This window comes from Nostoc sp. C057, from assembly GCF_013393925.1.
GTDB classification, from domain to species: domain Bacteria; phylum Cyanobacteriota; class Cyanobacteriia; order Cyanobacteriales; family Nostocaceae; genus Nostoc; species Nostoc muscorum_A.
Window position 1 is genome coordinate 4,493,296 of the sequence record NZ_CP040281.1, and the last position, 16,498, is coordinate 4,509,793.

Genomic DNA, 16,498 nt, shown 5'->3' on the forward strand with positions numbered 1-16,498 from the left:
TTACAGATGTCAATAGAAGAATTTATTGGTATTTACAATTACTTAAATGAATTTTTTAATTATTATATAAATCAGTATTATTGTGTATACATTGTGACTTTAGTTTGGGTATATTGAGTATAAGGAAAAGTTAGATAACTTCTAGATAGCTTGATGTTATTTAACTTTTTTCTACTAGATTTGACAGCTAAATAATCCAGATTTGTTCTCTTAATGAGAGTAGAGAACCAATCAGGTTAAATCAAGCTGACTAGGTGCTGCAAAACTCTCATTTAACCCAACAACAGTTTACCTTTTCTTAATTCATACACTATCTAAATCAGTTTTTTAACTGATAATTGCAGTAATAAAGCTGCTGTTACAAAAATTTTTCACTTATTTTGGGTTGAGATAACAATGTTAGTGATTTACAGTGGTGAGCGTGGTAGTGGCAGATAGAAGGAGTGTGAAGTTCTCCCTCAACTATTAGCAAAAATTTTTTAGTGTTGCGATCTAAAAAAGTGAAATCTCTTGTACTTCGGTCGGGATATGAGCTTAGATAGCAGCAATGGCTTCACTAAGGGCACAATTGAATGGTATAAGTTCGACTTGACGAGTACCCCCATCCCCATAAGTCAAACTCACACTTAGATAACTATCTGGTTTGTAGGGCAATCGTTCCGCCCATTCAACTGCCACAATTCCTGGTATGACCTCAATACCTTCCCAATAACTTTCTAAATTTAGGGCTGCAACTTCTTGTGGTTCTAAGCGATATAAATCTAGGTGGTAAAGGGGGAGCCGTCCTTCTGTGTACTCATTAATCAGGGTGAAAGTGGGACTGACAATAGATTCAGCAATTCCCAAACCCTTACCAATACCTTGAACTAAGGTAGTTTTACCAGCGCCTAAATCACCTTCAAGTAAAATTACACTGCCAGCAGTCAGGGATTGACCGAGAGTAATACCTAAGTGTAGCGTCGCCTCTGTATCTGCAAGAAAAATTTTCATAACCGAGTCAAGACGTGATGCTTCTCCTTTTTCCATAATGACCTCTACCGTACCACCGCAACAACACTTGTGCTAGTTTCTGCGGATTGTGACGGACAAAACCCGTTTCATCTTCATATAAAACATTAGCTGCAACAATCCTTCGCCCTAGTTGAGTTACGGCTTCTCTATCTAGGAAAACGGGATGAGAGTTTTGTTCGGCGTAGCGGATAAGTGATTGCTCTGATGGGGATTTTTTGTGGATTAGCACAGCATCAAATAGCCGTCTTTCCCCACAAGCAGCATCAATTGCTCTAATGTGATCTGCAACAGTGTAGCCTTCAGTTTCTCCTGGCTGAGTCATGATATTGCAGATATAAATACGAGGGGCATCTGTTTGAGCGATCGCATCGGCAATTTCTGGTACTAATAAATTAGGAATGAGACTTGTATAAAGACTACCTGGCCCAATAATGATGTAATCAGCTTCTTTAATTGCTTTAATCGCTGCTGGCACTGCCGGCGGATTAGCTGGAATGCAGCCAATTTTGACAATTTTCCCACCAGCTTTAGGAATGCTAGACTCGCCCTCAATGCGGCGACCATCGGTTAATTCTGCCCAGAGGCGAACATCACTGAGAGTTGCCGGTAGTACTTGTCCCCGTACCGCTAGCACCTTAGAACTGGCTGCAACTGCTTGTTCTAAATCTCCAGTAATATCACTCATTGCCGTTAAAAACAAATTGCCAAAACTGTGACCCGTTAACCCATCTCCAGCCCGAAAACGGTATTGAAACAATTCTGTTAACAACTTTTCTTCATCTGCTAGTGCAGCCAAACAATTGCGAATATCCCCTGGTGGTAACACTCCAAATTCTTGACGCAACCGCCCAGAAGATCCACCATCATCGGCAACAGTGACAATAGCAGTAATATTAGCGCTGTAGGTTTTTAGCCCCCTCAACAACGTAGAAAGCCCCGTACCACCACCAATTACTACTATTTTCGGGCCTCGGTACAATCGATGATGTGCCAGCAAAACATCGATGAGTTCTTCTCCGCCTTCTGCCCTTAGTACCTTAGTAATTGAGCCGACAGTGCGAGTTTGTCCCCAAAGCACTAACAGCAATCCCCCAAGCAGCACCAAAGGCCCACTGATATAGTTGGGTAAGATGTTGGTGATTACTCCAAGGAAACCCCTAAACAATTCGATCATCCAAAAAATTGGGGTCAGCTTAACCCAAATAGCTAACCCCAAACTCGCCAGCAGTACACCCCCAATACTTATCAACAACCAACGTTTTACCGATAGTCCAGGGGATAACCATTTGAACCACTGGTTAACCCGATAGGAAGTTCGAGAACGCGACTGCTTTTGCAGGGCGTTGAGGGCTTGTCTGAGAAAACCAATTGACATACCTGATTTACAGCAGTGCTACAAACAATAATTAACAGAAAATGTACACCACTTGGTTTTTAACACTAGGCGTGAAACTATTATATTTGTCAATTCCATTAGACTAAGAGCAAGTGGTCAAGATTGCCAGTATTCCTAGTTAAACAATACCCTGGTTTAGTAAAAGTGAATTGAATGGAAAAACGAATTTTAGGATTAGATCCAGGACTGGCAACTTTAGGGTTTGGGGTAATTACCTGCACACAAATTGCCAACAAGGTACCAGAAACTACAGTAAATATGCTGGATTTCGGGGTAATTAAAACGTCAGCAGATGTAGAAATGGGACTGAGGCTATGTACCTTGTTTGATGATTTACACACCGTGATGGAGGAATTTCAACCAGATTTGGTTGCGATCGAGAAACTATTCTTCTATCGCATGTCAAATACAATTCTGGTTGCACAGGCGCGGGGTGTATTAATTTTGGTGTTGGGCCAGCGTCGTCTTCCTTATGTAGAGTTTACTCCGGCTCAAATTAAGCAAGCTTTAACGGGATATGGCAATGCAGATAAATTAGATGTGCAAGAAGCGGTAGCACGGGAGTTAGATTTAGATGAGATTCCTAAGCCAGATGATGCTGCTGATGCTTTGGCAGTGGCTTTGACGGCTTCTTATCAGCTGTAAACTGAAGAATAATTAGTTGAACTGAGAAGTAATACCAATTCTGTATGAAGATGCGCTAAACCATAAGTAAAAGAAAGAAAAACGAACCGCAAAGGACGCAAAGGACACAAAGAAAGAAGTTAAAAGGGTTTGGGGAAGCCTCACAAAGAAATGGTATGAGCGTTCTATCTATATATTAATGGCTATGAGGGCGATCGCCTGAACTGATCAACTTTGATTGGCAATAAGCGATCGCTCATGGTATTCAATAACTTCACAAATTCTCACACTTGTATTAGACGGTATAATATTTCGCCAGCTTTCGGCACAAGTAAGATACCTTCATCCTCACGGTTAGCCCATTCTGTAGGTCTAATGGTAGCTGGATCGCGATAGTTTAAGTTATGGGCAGCACAGCGTTCAGCAGAAATACCAGTGGCTAAAGTGACACGAATCCGCGCTTGTTCCCCTTCTATAAAATCAAATGTACCCATACCTTTTAAGTGAGTGCTATGAGCCAGCACTCCACCGGGATAGGCTTGAAATTTATCCCACTGTTTGAGGAAATAATCCCGTACATGGTAGCCAATTTGAGACAGAATTTCACCGTGTGTGTAGCTAAACTCAGTAATGTGAGGAGCATATATAATTACTTCGCCTCCGTCAGCCACTACTGGCTCTAGCTTGTACATTCCTTTCGCGGCTGTCCAAATGTCATCATACATTTCGGGCATTACTGAAAGCACTTGTTTAAAAGACCGATCTACATAAGTAATATGCAGTTTGTCGGATAATTTTGCGGCGGCTTCCCAGGCTGACTCTGGTTCATCTATGTAAAGTCCTGCTAGCTGATTTGTTTTGGGTGCAACCACCATCGCCAAGCAAAGTTTCGGTGTAGAAATTAGGTTAGCAGCTCGGTTAATCAAGCGCCGAACTGGTGTTATTCCCGATGTCCCAATAATTTCGTAACTGGTTATTAAAGCACCTAACCAGTGGGATATATCAATTACTTCCTGACCACCAATACCAGGAAAAAAGTATTTATTTCCACCAGAAAAACCGACAACTTCGTGGGGAAACACAGGGCCGCAAATCATTATTAGATCGTACTGTGTTACAAGCTTGTTAACCCTGACTTCAACCGATTGATGTAGCATTCCCCGGCTAATTTCTGCTATCTCATCTGCCGAAATTACTCCACAGGAAATAAAGATATCTGGCTCATTCCACAGGTGGTTAAATATGCGAACTTTTTTAAAGGTTGTCTCTCGCTCTTTTGGTGTCACCCCCACTAAGTGATTAATCTGTTCTTCACTCATCGGATTATGTGTACCCAGAGCGATCAAAAAATCTAGAGCTGGAACTCTTTTACCCAACTCCTGATGCAGCAATCGAAATATTTGAGGGATGGGAGCAGTACGAGTGCCATCTGGAATTAATACTAAAATACGCTGTCCATCTAATTGACGATCTGCCAAAGCTTGATGAACTAGCCCAGAAATTTGCTCGTCGGAAAGTGTTCCGTTAGTTACAGCTAGTGAATACATGATTAAACTCCACTGTAGATACTGAACCCACCGTCTACCGATATAACTACCCCATTCACAAAACTAGAACCAGAACTGCATAACCAAATCAAAGTACTGAGTAATTCGTCCGGTGTTCCGAAGCGTCCGGCTGGGGTATGCTCGATGATTTTCTGTCCACGCACGGTCAAACTGCCATCTGGATTTAGGAGTAAATCTCGATTTTGTTCTCCAATAAAGAAACCTGGCGCGATCGCATTTACTCGCATTCCATCCCCATACTTCTGGGCAAGTTCGACGGCTAACCAGCGAGTAAAGTTATCTATCCCAGCTTTAGCGGCTGAGTAGCCAACCACGCGGCTAATCACTCGGATGGCTGACATAGAAGAAATATTGACAATACAACCGTGGGGCTGTTTTTTTTCGACCATTGCTTGACCAAAAACTTGGCTGGGGAGTAGAGTACCGAGTAAGTTTAGGCTAACGACTTCCTCAAAGGCAACGCGAGGCATATCAAAAATAGTCGCATCAGGGGTAATTGTGGCAGCCGGAATATTACCGCCAGCCGAGTTTACCAAGATGTCTATTTGACCCCAACGCTGTATTATTTTATCTCTGGCTATTTCTAATTGGGAGCGATCGCTAACATCTGCCAGTACAGCAATACTTTCTCCACCGTTAGCTGTAATATCACCTACTACTGCACTCGCCCGTGCTTCATTGCGACCTAAAACGACTACTCGCGCTCCAGCAAGGGCTAAACCCCGTGCCATAGTCCCACCAAGTACACCAGAACCGCCTGTGACTACGGCTACCTGATCTTTTAGGCTAAAAAGTTTATTTAAAATCAAATCTGACATCTTATTTCAATTCGTAATTAAAGAAATCAATATTAGGACTAGCTCTTTCAAGGTGGGTAAAAATTTTGGTTAATAAATTCCTGTTTAAAGTCTTTACTCTGTGCCCTCTGCGCCTCTGCGGTTCAATAAATTCCTTTTAAACCGCAGAGACACAGAGAGCGCTGATAAAAAACAATCTTATTTTACGAGTCACGTTGAGAAAGCTAATCCTAGTAGCTTGATTTGTATTAGTCTAATTTGTAAGCACTTTTAGCAAGGTCGTAAGCTAAAGCGCGTGCCATATCATACCCTTCCTCTTCGTCAACTAATCCCCGTGTTACTAATCCAGCTAACCAATTACAAGCTACCCGCCGCCAGACATTATGACGGGCTGGAATAGAAACGAAAGCGCGGGTATCATCATTAAACCCAGCAGTATTATAAATTCCGGCAGTTTCCATTACCTGATTGAAGTAGCGTTCCATGCCATTTACGCTGTCGTGAAACCACCAAGGCGGCCCGAGCAAAATAGTAGGATAATGACCAGCTAAAGGAGCCATCTCTCGGCTGTAAGTGCTTTCATCCATACCAAAAATAATTAAACGGAAGCGCTGATCGTTCCCATAAGCTGACAATAATGGGTGTAGATTTCGAGTCCATTCTATATTTAGCGGAATATCACCACCTTTATCAGATCCAAATCTCTCAAACACAGCTGGGTTATGGTTACGCATAACACCACAATGCATTTGCATCACCAAACCATCTTCTACACTCATCCGAGCCATTTCCATGAATATATGACCGGTAAACTGCTCCACATCTCCTGGATTCAGTTTGCCGATTAATGCTCTAGCAAAGATAGCTTCTGATTCTTGGTCGGAAAGACGTGTGGTATAAGGTGTAGCTGCACCTTGATCGGTAGCTGTTGCACCCATTTTTTTAAAGAAAGCCCGACGTTCTTCTAAAGCTTGCACAAAAGTAGCGTAACTGCTAATTTCTCTACCGATACTGCTTTCCAATTTGGTCAGATTTTCCCGCCAACCAGGAGCATCTAGGTTAACTACTGCATCTGGTCGAAAAGTCGGTCTAATTTGAGTGAAACCTTCTTCGTGGAGCGATCGCAGATTCTCTAGGTTATCACTGGCTGCATCGGTAGTACAAAGCACTTCGATGTTAAAGCGTTTGAATAAAGCACGAGGGGAAAACTCAGGTAAGGCTAATAAACTTTCCAGATAATCATAGATACGTCCAGCATTACGAGAATTTAAAGCTTCATCCACCCCAAAGACATTAGTTAGTTCGTCTTTGAGCCACAACCCAGATGGAGTACCCTGGAATAGATAAAAATGTTCGGCGAACAATTGCCAGATTTTCCGGTGGTCGGTTTCTGCTGGTGCATCATGAGCAGGTATCCCTAAAGCTTCCAAAGGAACGCCCCGACTATAAAGCATCCGCAAAATGTAGTGATCAGGGATAATAAATAATTCGGTTGGGGAACCAAAACGAACTGTTGGATTAGCTAACAGGGCTGGATCTACGTGGCCGTGTGGGCAGACCAAAGGTAATGCAGATATGCTGTCAAAGAATTGATGGGCTAGTCGTCTTTGAACTGGTTCTGGAGAAAAGCAGCGATCGGGAGATAAAGTCGGTTTTTTGGTTAACATATTTTTTGTTTGGTCAAAATTTTTAGTTTTACTGAGTGTTAATAAGGATTTGTCTTACGCAGAGTTGTCCATTTTGAAACATTTTCTCTTGTAGGTTTAGTCTAATTACACAAAAACTACAGTTTTCAAGATAGACACGATTTCAAATTACTTTATTAATCTTGCACTACTACCACGCTCTACTAGAAAAGGAGATAAAACGCGGTTTTCCACAGTTTTCTCTTCTAATAAATCGAGTAACATTTGCATGGCTATGCCACCAATTTCTAACATCGGCTGGCTGACTGTTGTAAGTGCCGGTGTAACATAACTACCTAAAGCAATACCATCAAATCCAACCAGGCTTAAATTTCGTGGTACTAAAATACCTAGTTCTTGACAGGCTAATAGAGCGCCAACTGCCACCATATCGTTGTAACAAAAGATGCCTGTTACCTCAGCAGTCAATAGTTTAGATAGCATATTTTGTCCGGTGGCGACATCGCTGATTCTGGTATCATACTCGTCACTAATTGCAACCCAATCAGGATTTTGTGGTAGACCAACTTCAGCAAGAGCCATTTGATATCCTTCTAGGCGATCGCGGTTTGACCTGCTGCGATCGCTTACACCCAAATAACCAATGCTGGTGTGTCCCAAACTTATTAAATGCTCTGTGGCTAATCTAGCACCTAAGCGATCGTCTATTGCCACTGAGTGAAATATTTCCGATTGATCTTCGGTCTGGCTGTTAATTAAAACTGTTGGTACAGCAATTTGGGTTAGCTGCTTTACATGCTGTTTACTAATTCGTGAGTCGGCTATTAAGATTCCGTCTACTCTCCGGCGATGAAAGGTATCAATAGCTGCCATTTCCTGCTCAAAATCTCGGTGTGAAGCACTTAACAAAACACTCAATCCGGCTGGTCTGGCTATCTGTTCAATGCCGTCTACTACTTCAGCAAAAAAGGGATCTGCAATGGAAGTTACTACTACACCAATGGTATTAGTACGTTTATTTTGCAAACTTTGAGCTATAGCATTTGGCACATAGTTCATCTCCTGCGCCAGCTGCTTAATTTCTTCTCGCACTTTTGGGCTAATGAGAGCATTATCTCGCAAAGCACGTGAAACTGTGGAATGAGAAACACCTGCTCTGCGAGCAATATCTTCAATTGAAATTCTTCGTTTATTCATTTTTTAGTTTAGATTTTAAAATAATGCACACGTGTGCATTTGTATGTATTATAGAAAATAATGGTTATTTGTCAAGAGATTTTAATACAACTCATATTTTGCATACAAAAATTCAATAGTCTTACTTCCTGCCTCCTGTCCCTTACCTCAATAACTTAACTTTTCTTCAAAAAATATGATTATTATCGTCATGGGTGTATCTGGTTCTGGTAAAACCACTATAGGAAAACTGCTAGCAGACTCTTTAGGCTGGGAGTTTAGTGATGCTGATAGTTTCCACTCACCAGAGAATGTTGAGAAAATGCGGCGCGGTATCCCGTTGACTGAAGCTGACAGGATGCCTTGGTTGAAAGATTTGCAAGCAGCCATCAAACATTGGCTGCAAGAAAATAAAAATGTCGTGCTGGCGTGTTCGGCTTTAAAAGACAGCTATCGGCAATTTTTGGTATCGGATAGCGATGGCTCCGCCAACGCCAAGGACGAACGCACTAAGTTAGTTTACCTCAAAGGCTCTTATGAGTTGATTCAAATACGGTTAAAAGAACGTAGCAATCATTACATGAGCGAAAAACTTCTCAATAGCCAGTTTGATACTCTCGAAGAACCATTAGATACGATATCTATGGATGTTGCACAACCACCCCAGATCATTGTCCAGAATATTAGAACGGCTTTGAGACTTTAGCTGATTGGTTAAAACCGTAAGGTTAAGATTAATCACGTCTCTACGAAAACACGAACTTTCGGCAACTAAATACGTCGGATGTAAGTCTAAAGAAGTTTTAAAAGCAACCACCTCACTGTAGTGGTAGGAGAAAACTAGTGTTTCTAAGATTAGCGCAACAACATCAAGAATTCGTTCAAGACTTGGTAATGAACCTACAAGCCTTGACAATTATTCTTGAGCGGCGTGGGTATTCTGCCTCATGTTATACGTGCGGCGACCAAATGAAGAGTGCTTCATTTATGGTTAGCCTACGAGAAAAGCATCTGATTCGTTTTGTAGTGTCTGATTACGGAATTACTTGGATGGAATTATGGGACGATCGCGAATTAATGAAGTTGGAGGGTGCAGAAGCAATAAAACAATTGCAAGAGTTGGCTAATATTATCAAGTATTCGCACACCATACAATTGACAACTTAACACTCCTCTAGGTAAAACCGACAAAAAACTTAATATAGATTTTACACAGGTGTGTATAAAGCTATTTATTCAAAAATCTATCCAACAGATGAATTATCTATTGGTATAAACTTATTCCTACACAGATCGCATAAGTACTTGATTTGAAGTCTGCGCTCTAAATTTCGTGTACTTTATCAATACTTTTGTCTAATCCCGATTGGATTGTAAAAAACGCTTGACGAAGTGTGTTGTACACAGTTTTGCAGATGGAAAAGAAACTTAACACACGTCTTTGCACACGTGTGCAAAAATAAATCAATTACAGCTTTTGCACACCTGTGCATAAATGGATTCCCAAAGTCCGATTTAGAAAATCAATACCGACAAGTAACAAGATATGTCTCCAATACTTGTCGGTTAAGGGGAAAAGGGGAAGGGAAAAACCTTTAACCTTTTCCCCAAGCCCAATTCCGAGTTAAAAATCCTTAACCGAGCAGTATTGGATATGTCTCAGATTTTAAAGAATTCCATCGAACAAGCTCAAAACAACCCCTTACATTCGCTAGAAGAGTGGGAAGAAGACTTACTCAATCGCTATCCCAATCCAGACAGCATAGTTAAAGAAGGTAAAACCACCGAAGATTATAGGAATTACCAAACGCCTACTAGAGATACGGTGAAAGAATTTTATCGGTTAAATCATATTAATCAAACATATAATTTTGTACTTGAGAAAGAAAAGAATTTTCTCAAGTTTGATAAGAAAGAAATGTCTGTTTGGGATGCAGTTGAATTTTTGAATCAATTAGTAGATGATTCAGATCCTGATACAGATATGGATCAGCTACAACACCTATTGCAAACATCAGAAGCCATTCGCGCTGATGGTCATCCCGATTGGATGGTACTTACTGGCTTCTTTCACGATCTGGGGAAGGTGCTTTGTCTATTTGGTGAGCCTCAATGGGCTACTGTAGGTGATACTTATCCAGTGGGTTGTGCATTCTCTGATAAAATTGTTTTCTCGGAATTTTTCAAAGACAACCCTGATTACAATAATCCCAATTACAACACTAAATATGGTATTTACGAGCCGAATTGTGGATTGAGTAATGTACATATTTCATGGGGGCATGATGAGTATTTATATCAGATAATGAAAAACTATTTGCCTGAATCGGCGTTGTATATGCTTCGCTATCACTCATTTTATCCTCAACACCGCGAAAACGCATATAACCATTTGATGGATAATCACGATCGCGAAATGTTTAAATGGGTGAATTTATTCAATCCTTATGATTTGTATTCAAAAAACCCTACTCCTCCCGATTGGCAAAACTTAAGACCATACTATGAAGATTTAGTGGCTAAATATCTACCCACGACGTTAAAGTTTTAAACTGCTGACACTCAATTACTAGCTATTGCTGTGCGCTAAAAAATCTCAATTTTTATAGGAGATGCTAGGAGCAGTTAATCAATTTCAGGTTTGGGATTTTAGATTAACCTATATCTATAGATTGGTGCTGAAAACTAGTTTGAAGCTTAGAATTTGAAATCTTTCAACTGCATTATTTAAAATCTAAAACTGTTTATCCTCCGAGCTGAATTATGATATTTCAATCTGAAAATGTTAAGTTTTTTGAATTTACTTAATCTTAAAAATACTTAACATTTTCCAGCACTAGAATTCCAAGAATTTTAACTAAAGATAGATTAAAAATCTTTCTTTGTTTTGTAACATTTAATAACTAAAACTCATTTTGGTACTAAGGAAGGATAAACTCATAAAAAGACAAGCAGACGTTTTCAAGTCGAATAATATCCTTTTCTAAAAATTTTGCGGAAAAGGTAGTTTCAATGCAGGCACATTAAAAAAGCATTTTCACCAAAAAATAGTGTGATTTTATGACGTGATGTAATCGTCAGAAGTTTGCTTTAAAAATAAAATTTTTTAGTGAATTGGAATGAATAGTAGCAACTCAAATCACATCAGTTTGCAAGATATTAAATAAGAGTTGAAAATGCCAAATCCTGTAGAAATATTAGGTAGTGCCTGATTATTTTAGACATATTTAATATTCTGCCGACCTTGATCAAATTTAAATTCGTTGTTAAAAATAAGACAAAGATGAAGACAATCGCGCTCATAGTTAGCATATTAGGTTTCACTTTTGTGAGCTGCACAAATAGCACTCCAAATGACAACTCTGCTGCTAATGTTACTAATACTGCTACCAACACTAGTTTAGAGACTAAAGTTAATAGTCCAAATAGAAAATTGCAAACAATTGGTGTAGCCTTGGGTGACTTAGGAAACCCTTTCTATAATGCAGTGCAGAAGGGTGCGGAGACAGAAGCTAAGAGAATTGGCGGTAATATTAGAGTTAATGCGGTTTCCAGTGGCTTTGATTTGAACCAACAAAGCAACCAAATCGAAAATTTTACTGCTGCAAATACTGATTTAATTATCCTCAGCGCTGTTGATAAAAAAGGAGTTAAACCGGTAATCGATCAAGCAAGGCTGGCAGGTAAGGTTGTCATTGCAGTAGATTCAGCCGTTGATGCAGACGTAGATGCGATGATTAGCTCTAACAATACCCAAGCTGGAGAGATTGCTTGTCAATATATTGCCGATCGCATCAAAGGTCAAGGTAGTGTAGTCATCCTCAACGGTACGCCGATGGATTCAATCAATCAGCGAGTCAGTGGTTGTGAAAAGTCATTATCCAAATATCCTGGTATCAAACTCATCTCTAAAGACCAAAACGCCGAAGGGACAAGGGATGGAGGATTGAGAGTGATGAGTGATTTGCTTACAACCTTTCCCAAAATAGATGCCGTTTTTGCCACGAACGATCAAAGCGGTGTGGGTGCAGACTTAGCCGCAAGACAAGCAAAACGCAAAGAATTTTTTATTGTTGGGGTTGACGGTTCGCCAGATGCAACCAAAGCAATGGAAGACAAAGATGGTGTATTTGCTGCAACTGCGGCGCAAAATCCCGCAGGGATGGCTGAAAAAGCGGTTCAGATTGGCAACGATATCATCCAGGGTAACAAACCTGAGTCACCTGACATTCTGATTCCAGTCAACTTGGTTACTAGAGATAACCTCAGCAGCTACAAAGGCTGGTAAGTAAGAAAAATTTAATTAACTTTAGGAAATAGATAAATATGAAAAGGATTGCGATCGCAGCTAGCATACTAGGTATCATCAGTGGTGGCGTTGTCGGCTGTACAAATGCTTCTCCCGATAACAACACTGCTACTAACCCTGAGACAAAACCTGCTACAAATACTAGTGCAGAGACAAAAACTACCACTGGGAATTCCAAATTACGATCAGTAGCCTTTACCGTTGGCGATTTAAGTAACCCTTTCTTTGTCCTCATGGGACAAGCAACTGAGGCAGAAGCCAAGAAAATTGGCGGTAAAGATGTCAATGTAACTGTAGTTTCCAGCGCTTACGATCTGAATCAACAATCCAATCAAATTGAAAATTTCACTGCTTCCAATACTGATATTATTATCGTCAATGCTGCTGATAAAAGTGGCATTAAACCAGCAATTGAAAAAGCGAAACAAGCAGGTAGAATTGTAATTGCTGTAGATACTGGTGCTGAAGGAGGCGTGGATGCCACCATCACTACTAATAATGTCCAAGCTGGAGAAGTTAGTTGCAAATATATTGCCGATCGCCTCAAAGGTAAAGGCAATGTAGTAATAGTTAATGGCCCGCCAGTAGACTCGGTGATTCAGCGAGTTAGTGGCTGCGAGAGTGTACTGTCTAAATATCCCGATATCAAAATTCTCTCCAAAAACCAGAATGCAGAAGGTAGTCGGGATGGAGGACTGAGAGTTATGACTGATTTGCTCACCACCTTCCCGAAAATTGATGCGGTTTTTGCCATCAACGATCCGAGTGGAGTTGGTGCAGAACTAGCAGCAAACCAAGCACAACGTAAAGATTTCTTTATTGTCGGGGTTGATGGTGCGCCAGAAGCAATCACTGCGATCGCAGCTAAAGATAGTATATATGCTGCAACCGCTACTCAAAATCCGCGAGGGATGGCTGAAAAAGCAGTTCAGGTTGGAAACGACATTTTAAATGGGAAAAAACCTACTAATCCCACCATTTTGATTCCAGTTAAGCTGATCACAAAAGATAATGTCAGCACAGAAAAAGGCTGGAAATAATAATAATTGTAAATTCGCAATTAAGAGTTATGTCTAAGCTGAATTGAGTCTTTTGATACATTGACATAGTTTTTGCACATACCCATGATGTATATATGTGCATTTGTAGAAAGTTCTGAATATTGCCTTTCAATATTCAGAGCTTTCCAAGATAGCAATCGCTTTTAAAACAGAATTTTGTGATGCTTTTAATTTCACATCAGATGTGAGTTGATTAATTTCTAACTCACAACTTGCGACTTTTAGATTCTTTTTACAGGAGATGTTCATGACAACAAGTATTGAAACCTCATTTCCTGATGCACCAACCACCACCCCTGTATTAGAAATGCAAGGGATTACCAAACGATTTCATGGTGTATCTGCGCTCCAAAATGTTAATCTCACGATTTATCCAGGAGAAGTTCACGCCCTCATGGGTGAAAACGGAGCAGGCAAAAGCACATTGATGAAAATCCTGGCAGGGGCTTACATTGCCGATGAAGGAGAAATTCGCATCAATGGTCAACCCCTGAAAATTACCGATCCGGCGACAGCACGCAAAGCGGGTATTAATCTTATTTATCAAGAACTGAACGTTGCACCTAATTTAACCGTTACCGAAAATATGTTTATGGGTAGCGAGTTGCGGCGAGGCCAGTTTTTAGACCGCAAAGCGATGCAACTGGAAGCAGAGCAAGTGTTAGATAGCTTGGGAGCGAATTTTACAGCCCAGACTATAGTTGGTACTTTATCGATCGCAGAACAGCAGCAAGTCGAAATTGCCAGGGCGCTGAAAGACAAAAGCCGCGTTTTGGTGATGGATGAGCCAACAGCAGCACTATCTGACCGCGAGAGCGACCATTTATTCGAAGTAATTCGCAAACTGCGGCGTGATGGCATTGCGATTATTTACATCAGTCATCGGATGGAAGAAATCTATGCTTTAGCTGACCGGATTAGCGTCCTGCGCGATGGTCAATATATTGGTAGTCTCACACGCAGCGAAATTTCTCCACAGCGATTAGTGCAGATGATGGTTGGTCGCTCCATGCAAGACTTTTACGAACATCAACGGCAAATGAATCCAGGCCCCGTGGTGCTAGAAGTCAGAAACATGAGCGATGCCCGCAAAAAGATTGAGCCGGCTAGCTTTGAACTTCATGCAGGGGAAATTCTCGGTTTAGCGGGGTTAGTTGGTGCAGGACGCACAGAACTATCGCGGCTGATTTTTGGTGCTGACCGCAAAGCCAGTGGTGAAGTATTTTTAAATGGCAAAAAACTGGAAATTAATACGCCCAGTGATGCGATCGCTGCCGGAATTGGCTACGTCCCGGAAGACCGCAAAGACCAAGGTTTATTTCTGGAGATGAGTGCCCGCAAGAATATTGCTATCAACACACTTAAGCAGGATGCCAAAGCTGGAATTGTTAACTGGCCTTCAGTGAATCGGCTGTCAACAGAAGCGGTGGAAAACTTTAATATCCGCCTGGCCAATTTGGAAATTAGAGCATTGGATCTTTCTGGTGGGAATCAACAGAAGCTACTGCTAGCGCGTTGGTTAGCCATTAAACCTAGAGTACTGATGTTAGATGAGCCGACACGCGGCGTAGACATTGGTGCCAAAAGTGAAATTTATCGAATTATGAGTGAATTGGCAGCACAAGGTGTTGCTATTTTAATGGTTTCCAGCGAACTATCGGAGATTGTCGGTATGAGCGATCGCGTCTTGGTGATGCGAGAGGGACAACTAGTAGGCGAACTGGACGGCAGCCTTGGTAAAGAAATCACCCAAGAAAAGATTATGCATTATGCAACTGGAGCATCGGAGGTATCAGCATTATGAGTCAGACAGTCAGACCGCCTATCAATAAATCAGCCAACAATCCTGCATCCCGCAACCGGAAATCAATCAGCACTCTGCTGGAAGTTGCGGGTATTCTGCCGATTTTAATAATTATCTGCATTTTATTTGCATTCCTTTCTCCCAACTTCCTCACTGGTGGTAATATCGTCAATATCTTGCGTCAAGCATCAATTAATATTGTGCTGGCGACAGGAATGACCTTTGTAATTCTCACCGGTGGTATTGACCTATCAGTTGGGTCAATATTGGCCGTTTCTGCCGTAGTTGGACTGCTGGTATCGCTACTGCCGGCTTTAAGTTGGGCGGCTGTACCTGCTGCATTGCTGGCAGGATTGCTTTTAGGCTTAGTCAACGGCGCTCTGATCACCTTCTTGGATGTGCCACCTTTTATTGTCACGTTGGGTTCACTTACAGCCTTGCGGGGTGTGGCCTTTTTGATTGCCAAAGGGACAACGCTGATTAACCGAGATATCAATTTTGCTTGGGTGGGTAATAGTTACGTCGGGCCTCTGCCGTGGTTAGTAATCATTGCCCTACTGACTGTAATCGCTAGCTGGTTTGTATTGCGGCAAACAGTTTTAGGAGTGCAGATATATGCCGTAGGTGGTAACGAACGGGCAGCCAGATTAACTGGGATTAAAGTTAATCGTGTCTTGCTATTTGTCTATGGTATTAGCGGATTACTGGCAGGCTTAGGAGGAATCATGAGCGCCAGCCGTCTATATAGTGCCAGTGGCATATTGGGTCAAGGTTACGAATTAGATGCGATCGCTGCTGTTATTCTAGGTGGAACCAGCTTCACAGGTGGTATTGGTACCATTGGCGGCACACTTCTCGGTGCATTAATTATTGCTATTCTCAACAACGGTTTAACTCTGTTGAACCTATCTTACTTCTGGCAACTAGTCGTCAAAGGACTAGTAATTATTTTGGCAGTCATGATTGACCGACTCCGCAGACGTTCTAGACGTTGAAAAAGAGGCAAGGGAGCAGGGGAGGCAGGAGAAGCATAACTATTGGTTATTAAGTAATTCCCCATACTTCGACTTCGACTGCGCTCAGTACAAGTTCCCCATTCCCAATTC

Annotated in this window: 14 protein-coding genes; 8 read left to right on the forward strand and 6 right to left on the reverse strand. The window is 41.3% G+C overall.

What is annotated here, in order from left to right; translation table 11 throughout:
- Nucleotides 1-534 precede the first annotated feature (534 nt).
- Complete coding sequence (tsaE, locus tag FD724_RS19290) at nucleotides 535-990, reverse strand: tRNA (adenosine(37)-N6)-threonylcarbamoyltransferase complex ATPase subunit type 1 TsaE (protein WP_114083119.1); 456 nt, start codon at nucleotides 988-990, stop codon at nucleotides 535-537.
- A gap of 7 nt (nucleotides 991-997) precedes the next feature.
- Nucleotides 998-2,386: a gluconeogenesis factor YvcK family protein gene (gene yvcK / locus FD724_RS19295; RefSeq protein ID WP_114083120.1), complete on the reverse strand. Its 1,389-nt coding sequence runs from the start codon at nucleotides 2,384-2,386 to the stop codon at nucleotides 998-1,000.
- A gap of 174 nt (nucleotides 2,387-2,560) precedes the next feature.
- On the opposite strand from yvcK, the gene ruvC reads away from it, so the two are divergent.
- Nucleotides 2,561-3,052 carry a crossover junction endodeoxyribonuclease RuvC gene (gene ruvC, locus FD724_RS19300; RefSeq protein WP_179073732.1) on the forward strand — a complete coding sequence of 164 codons (492 nt, stop codon included), beginning with the start codon at nucleotides 2,561-2,563 and terminating at the stop codon, nucleotides 3,050-3,052.
- Nucleotides 3,053-3,315: 263 nt separating this feature from the next.
- Here the strand turns inward: ruvC and FD724_RS19305 are convergent, their stop codons facing one another.
- The 4 genes from FD724_RS19305 to FD724_RS19320 form a co-directional block, all read right to left on the reverse strand.
- Nucleotides 3,316-4,578 (reverse strand): lactate racemase domain-containing protein, encoded by a 1,263-nt coding sequence (locus tag FD724_RS19305; RefSeq protein WP_179073733.1) that lies wholly within the window; start codon nucleotides 4,576-4,578, stop codon nucleotides 3,316-3,318.
- A gap of 2 nt (nucleotides 4,579-4,580) precedes the next feature.
- Nucleotides 4,581-5,417 carry an SDR family oxidoreductase gene (locus FD724_RS19310; RefSeq protein ID WP_179073734.1) on the reverse strand — a complete coding sequence of 279 codons (837 nt, stop codon included), beginning with the start codon at nucleotides 5,415-5,417 and terminating at the stop codon, nucleotides 4,581-4,583.
- Between the two features lie 227 nt (nucleotides 5,418-5,644).
- On the reverse strand, nucleotides 5,645-7,063 hold the full coding sequence (gene uxaC / locus FD724_RS19315) for a glucuronate isomerase (protein WP_179073735.1): 1,419 nt from the start codon (nucleotides 7,061-7,063) through the stop codon (nucleotides 5,645-5,647).
- Between the two features lie 147 nt (nucleotides 7,064-7,210).
- On the reverse strand, nucleotides 7,211-8,239 hold the full coding sequence (locus tag FD724_RS19320; RefSeq protein WP_179073736.1) for a LacI family DNA-binding transcriptional regulator: 1,029 nt from the start codon (nucleotides 8,237-8,239) through the stop codon (nucleotides 7,211-7,213).
- A 175-nt stretch (nucleotides 8,240-8,414) separates the two neighbouring features.
- Between FD724_RS19320 and FD724_RS19325 the strand changes: the two genes are divergently transcribed.
- The 7 genes from FD724_RS19325 (at nucleotide 8,415) to FD724_RS19355 (ending at nucleotide 16,387) form a co-directional block, all read left to right on the forward strand.
- A complete protein-coding gene (locus FD724_RS19325; RefSeq protein WP_179073737.1) occupies nucleotides 8,415-8,924 on the forward strand; it encodes a gluconokinase in 510 nt (169 codons plus the stop codon).
- 137 nt (nucleotides 8,925-9,061) lie between these two features.
- On the forward strand, nucleotides 9,062-9,385 hold the full coding sequence (locus FD724_RS19330; protein ID WP_114083127.1) for a DUF1815 family protein: 324 nt from the start codon (nucleotides 9,062-9,064) through the stop codon (nucleotides 9,383-9,385).
- Nucleotides 9,386-9,872: 487 nt separating this feature from the next.
- The gene (locus tag FD724_RS19335) at nucleotides 9,873-10,769 is read left to right on the forward strand and encodes an inositol oxygenase family protein (RefSeq protein WP_179073738.1); all 897 of its coding nucleotides are present in this window, start codon (nucleotides 9,873-9,875) and stop codon (nucleotides 10,767-10,769) included.
- 732 nt (nucleotides 10,770-11,501) lie between these two features.
- Complete coding sequence (locus FD724_RS19340; protein ID WP_179073739.1) at nucleotides 11,502-12,506, forward strand: ABC transporter substrate-binding protein; 1,005 nt, start codon at nucleotides 11,502-11,504, stop codon at nucleotides 12,504-12,506.
- 38 nt (nucleotides 12,507-12,544) lie between these two features.
- On the forward strand, nucleotides 12,545-13,567 hold the full coding sequence (locus FD724_RS19345) for an ABC transporter substrate-binding protein (protein ID WP_179073740.1): 1,023 nt from the start codon (nucleotides 12,545-12,547) through the stop codon (nucleotides 13,565-13,567).
- A gap of 268 nt (nucleotides 13,568-13,835) precedes the next feature.
- Nucleotides 13,836-15,392, forward strand: a complete 1,557-nt coding sequence (locus FD724_RS19350; RefSeq protein WP_179073741.1) for a sugar ABC transporter ATP-binding protein — start codon at nucleotides 13,836-13,838, stop codon at nucleotides 15,390-15,392.
- The gene (locus FD724_RS19355) at nucleotides 15,389-16,387 is read left to right on the forward strand and encodes a ribose ABC transporter permease (RefSeq protein WP_179073742.1); all 999 of its coding nucleotides are present in this window, start codon (nucleotides 15,389-15,391) and stop codon (nucleotides 16,385-16,387) included. The genes FD724_RS19350 and FD724_RS19355 overlap by 4 nt, the downstream gene beginning before the upstream one ends.
- The last annotated feature ends 111 nt before the right edge of the window (nucleotides 16,388-16,498 follow it).

What these genes read in the sequence shown, in the direction of transcription:
- tsaE (WP_114083119.1), bottom strand. Translation starts at nt 990, where the DNA reads ATGAAAATTTTTCTTGCAGATACAGAGGCGACGCTACACTTAGGTATT.
- yvcK (WP_114083120.1), bottom strand. Translation starts at nt 2,386, where the DNA reads ATGTCAATTGGTTTTCTCAGACAAGCCCTCAACGCCCTGCAAAAGCAG.
- ruvC (WP_179073732.1), top strand. Translation starts at nt 2,561, where the DNA reads ATGGAAAAACGAATTTTAGGATTAGATCCAGGACTGGCAACTTTAGGG.
- FD724_RS19305 (WP_179073733.1), bottom strand. Translation starts at nt 4,578, where the DNA reads ATGTATTCACTAGCTGTAACTAACGGAACACTTTCCGACGAGCAAATT.
- FD724_RS19310 (WP_179073734.1), bottom strand. Translation starts at nt 5,417, where the DNA reads ATGTCAGATTTGATTTTAAATAAACTTTTTAGCCTAAAAGATCAGGTA.
- uxaC (WP_179073735.1), bottom strand. Translation starts at nt 7,063, where the DNA reads ATGTTAACCAAAAAACCGACTTTATCTCCCGATCGCTGCTTTTCTCCA.
- FD724_RS19320 (WP_179073736.1), bottom strand. Translation starts at nt 8,239, where the DNA reads ATGAATAAACGAAGAATTTCAATTGAAGATATTGCTCGCAGAGCAGGT.
- FD724_RS19325 (WP_179073737.1), top strand. Translation starts at nt 8,415, where the DNA reads ATGATTATTATCGTCATGGGTGTATCTGGTTCTGGTAAAACCACTATA.
- FD724_RS19335 (WP_179073738.1), top strand. Translation starts at nt 9,873, where the DNA reads ATGTCTCAGATTTTAAAGAATTCCATCGAACAAGCTCAAAACAACCCC.
- FD724_RS19340 (WP_179073739.1), top strand. Translation starts at nt 11,502, where the DNA reads ATGAAGACAATCGCGCTCATAGTTAGCATATTAGGTTTCACTTTTGTG.
- FD724_RS19345 (WP_179073740.1), top strand. Translation starts at nt 12,545, where the DNA reads ATGAAAAGGATTGCGATCGCAGCTAGCATACTAGGTATCATCAGTGGT.
- FD724_RS19350 (WP_179073741.1), top strand. Translation starts at nt 13,836, where the DNA reads ATGACAACAAGTATTGAAACCTCATTTCCTGATGCACCAACCACCACC.
- FD724_RS19355 (WP_179073742.1), top strand. Translation starts at nt 15,389, where the DNA reads ATGAGTCAGACAGTCAGACCGCCTATCAATAAATCAGCCAACAATCCT.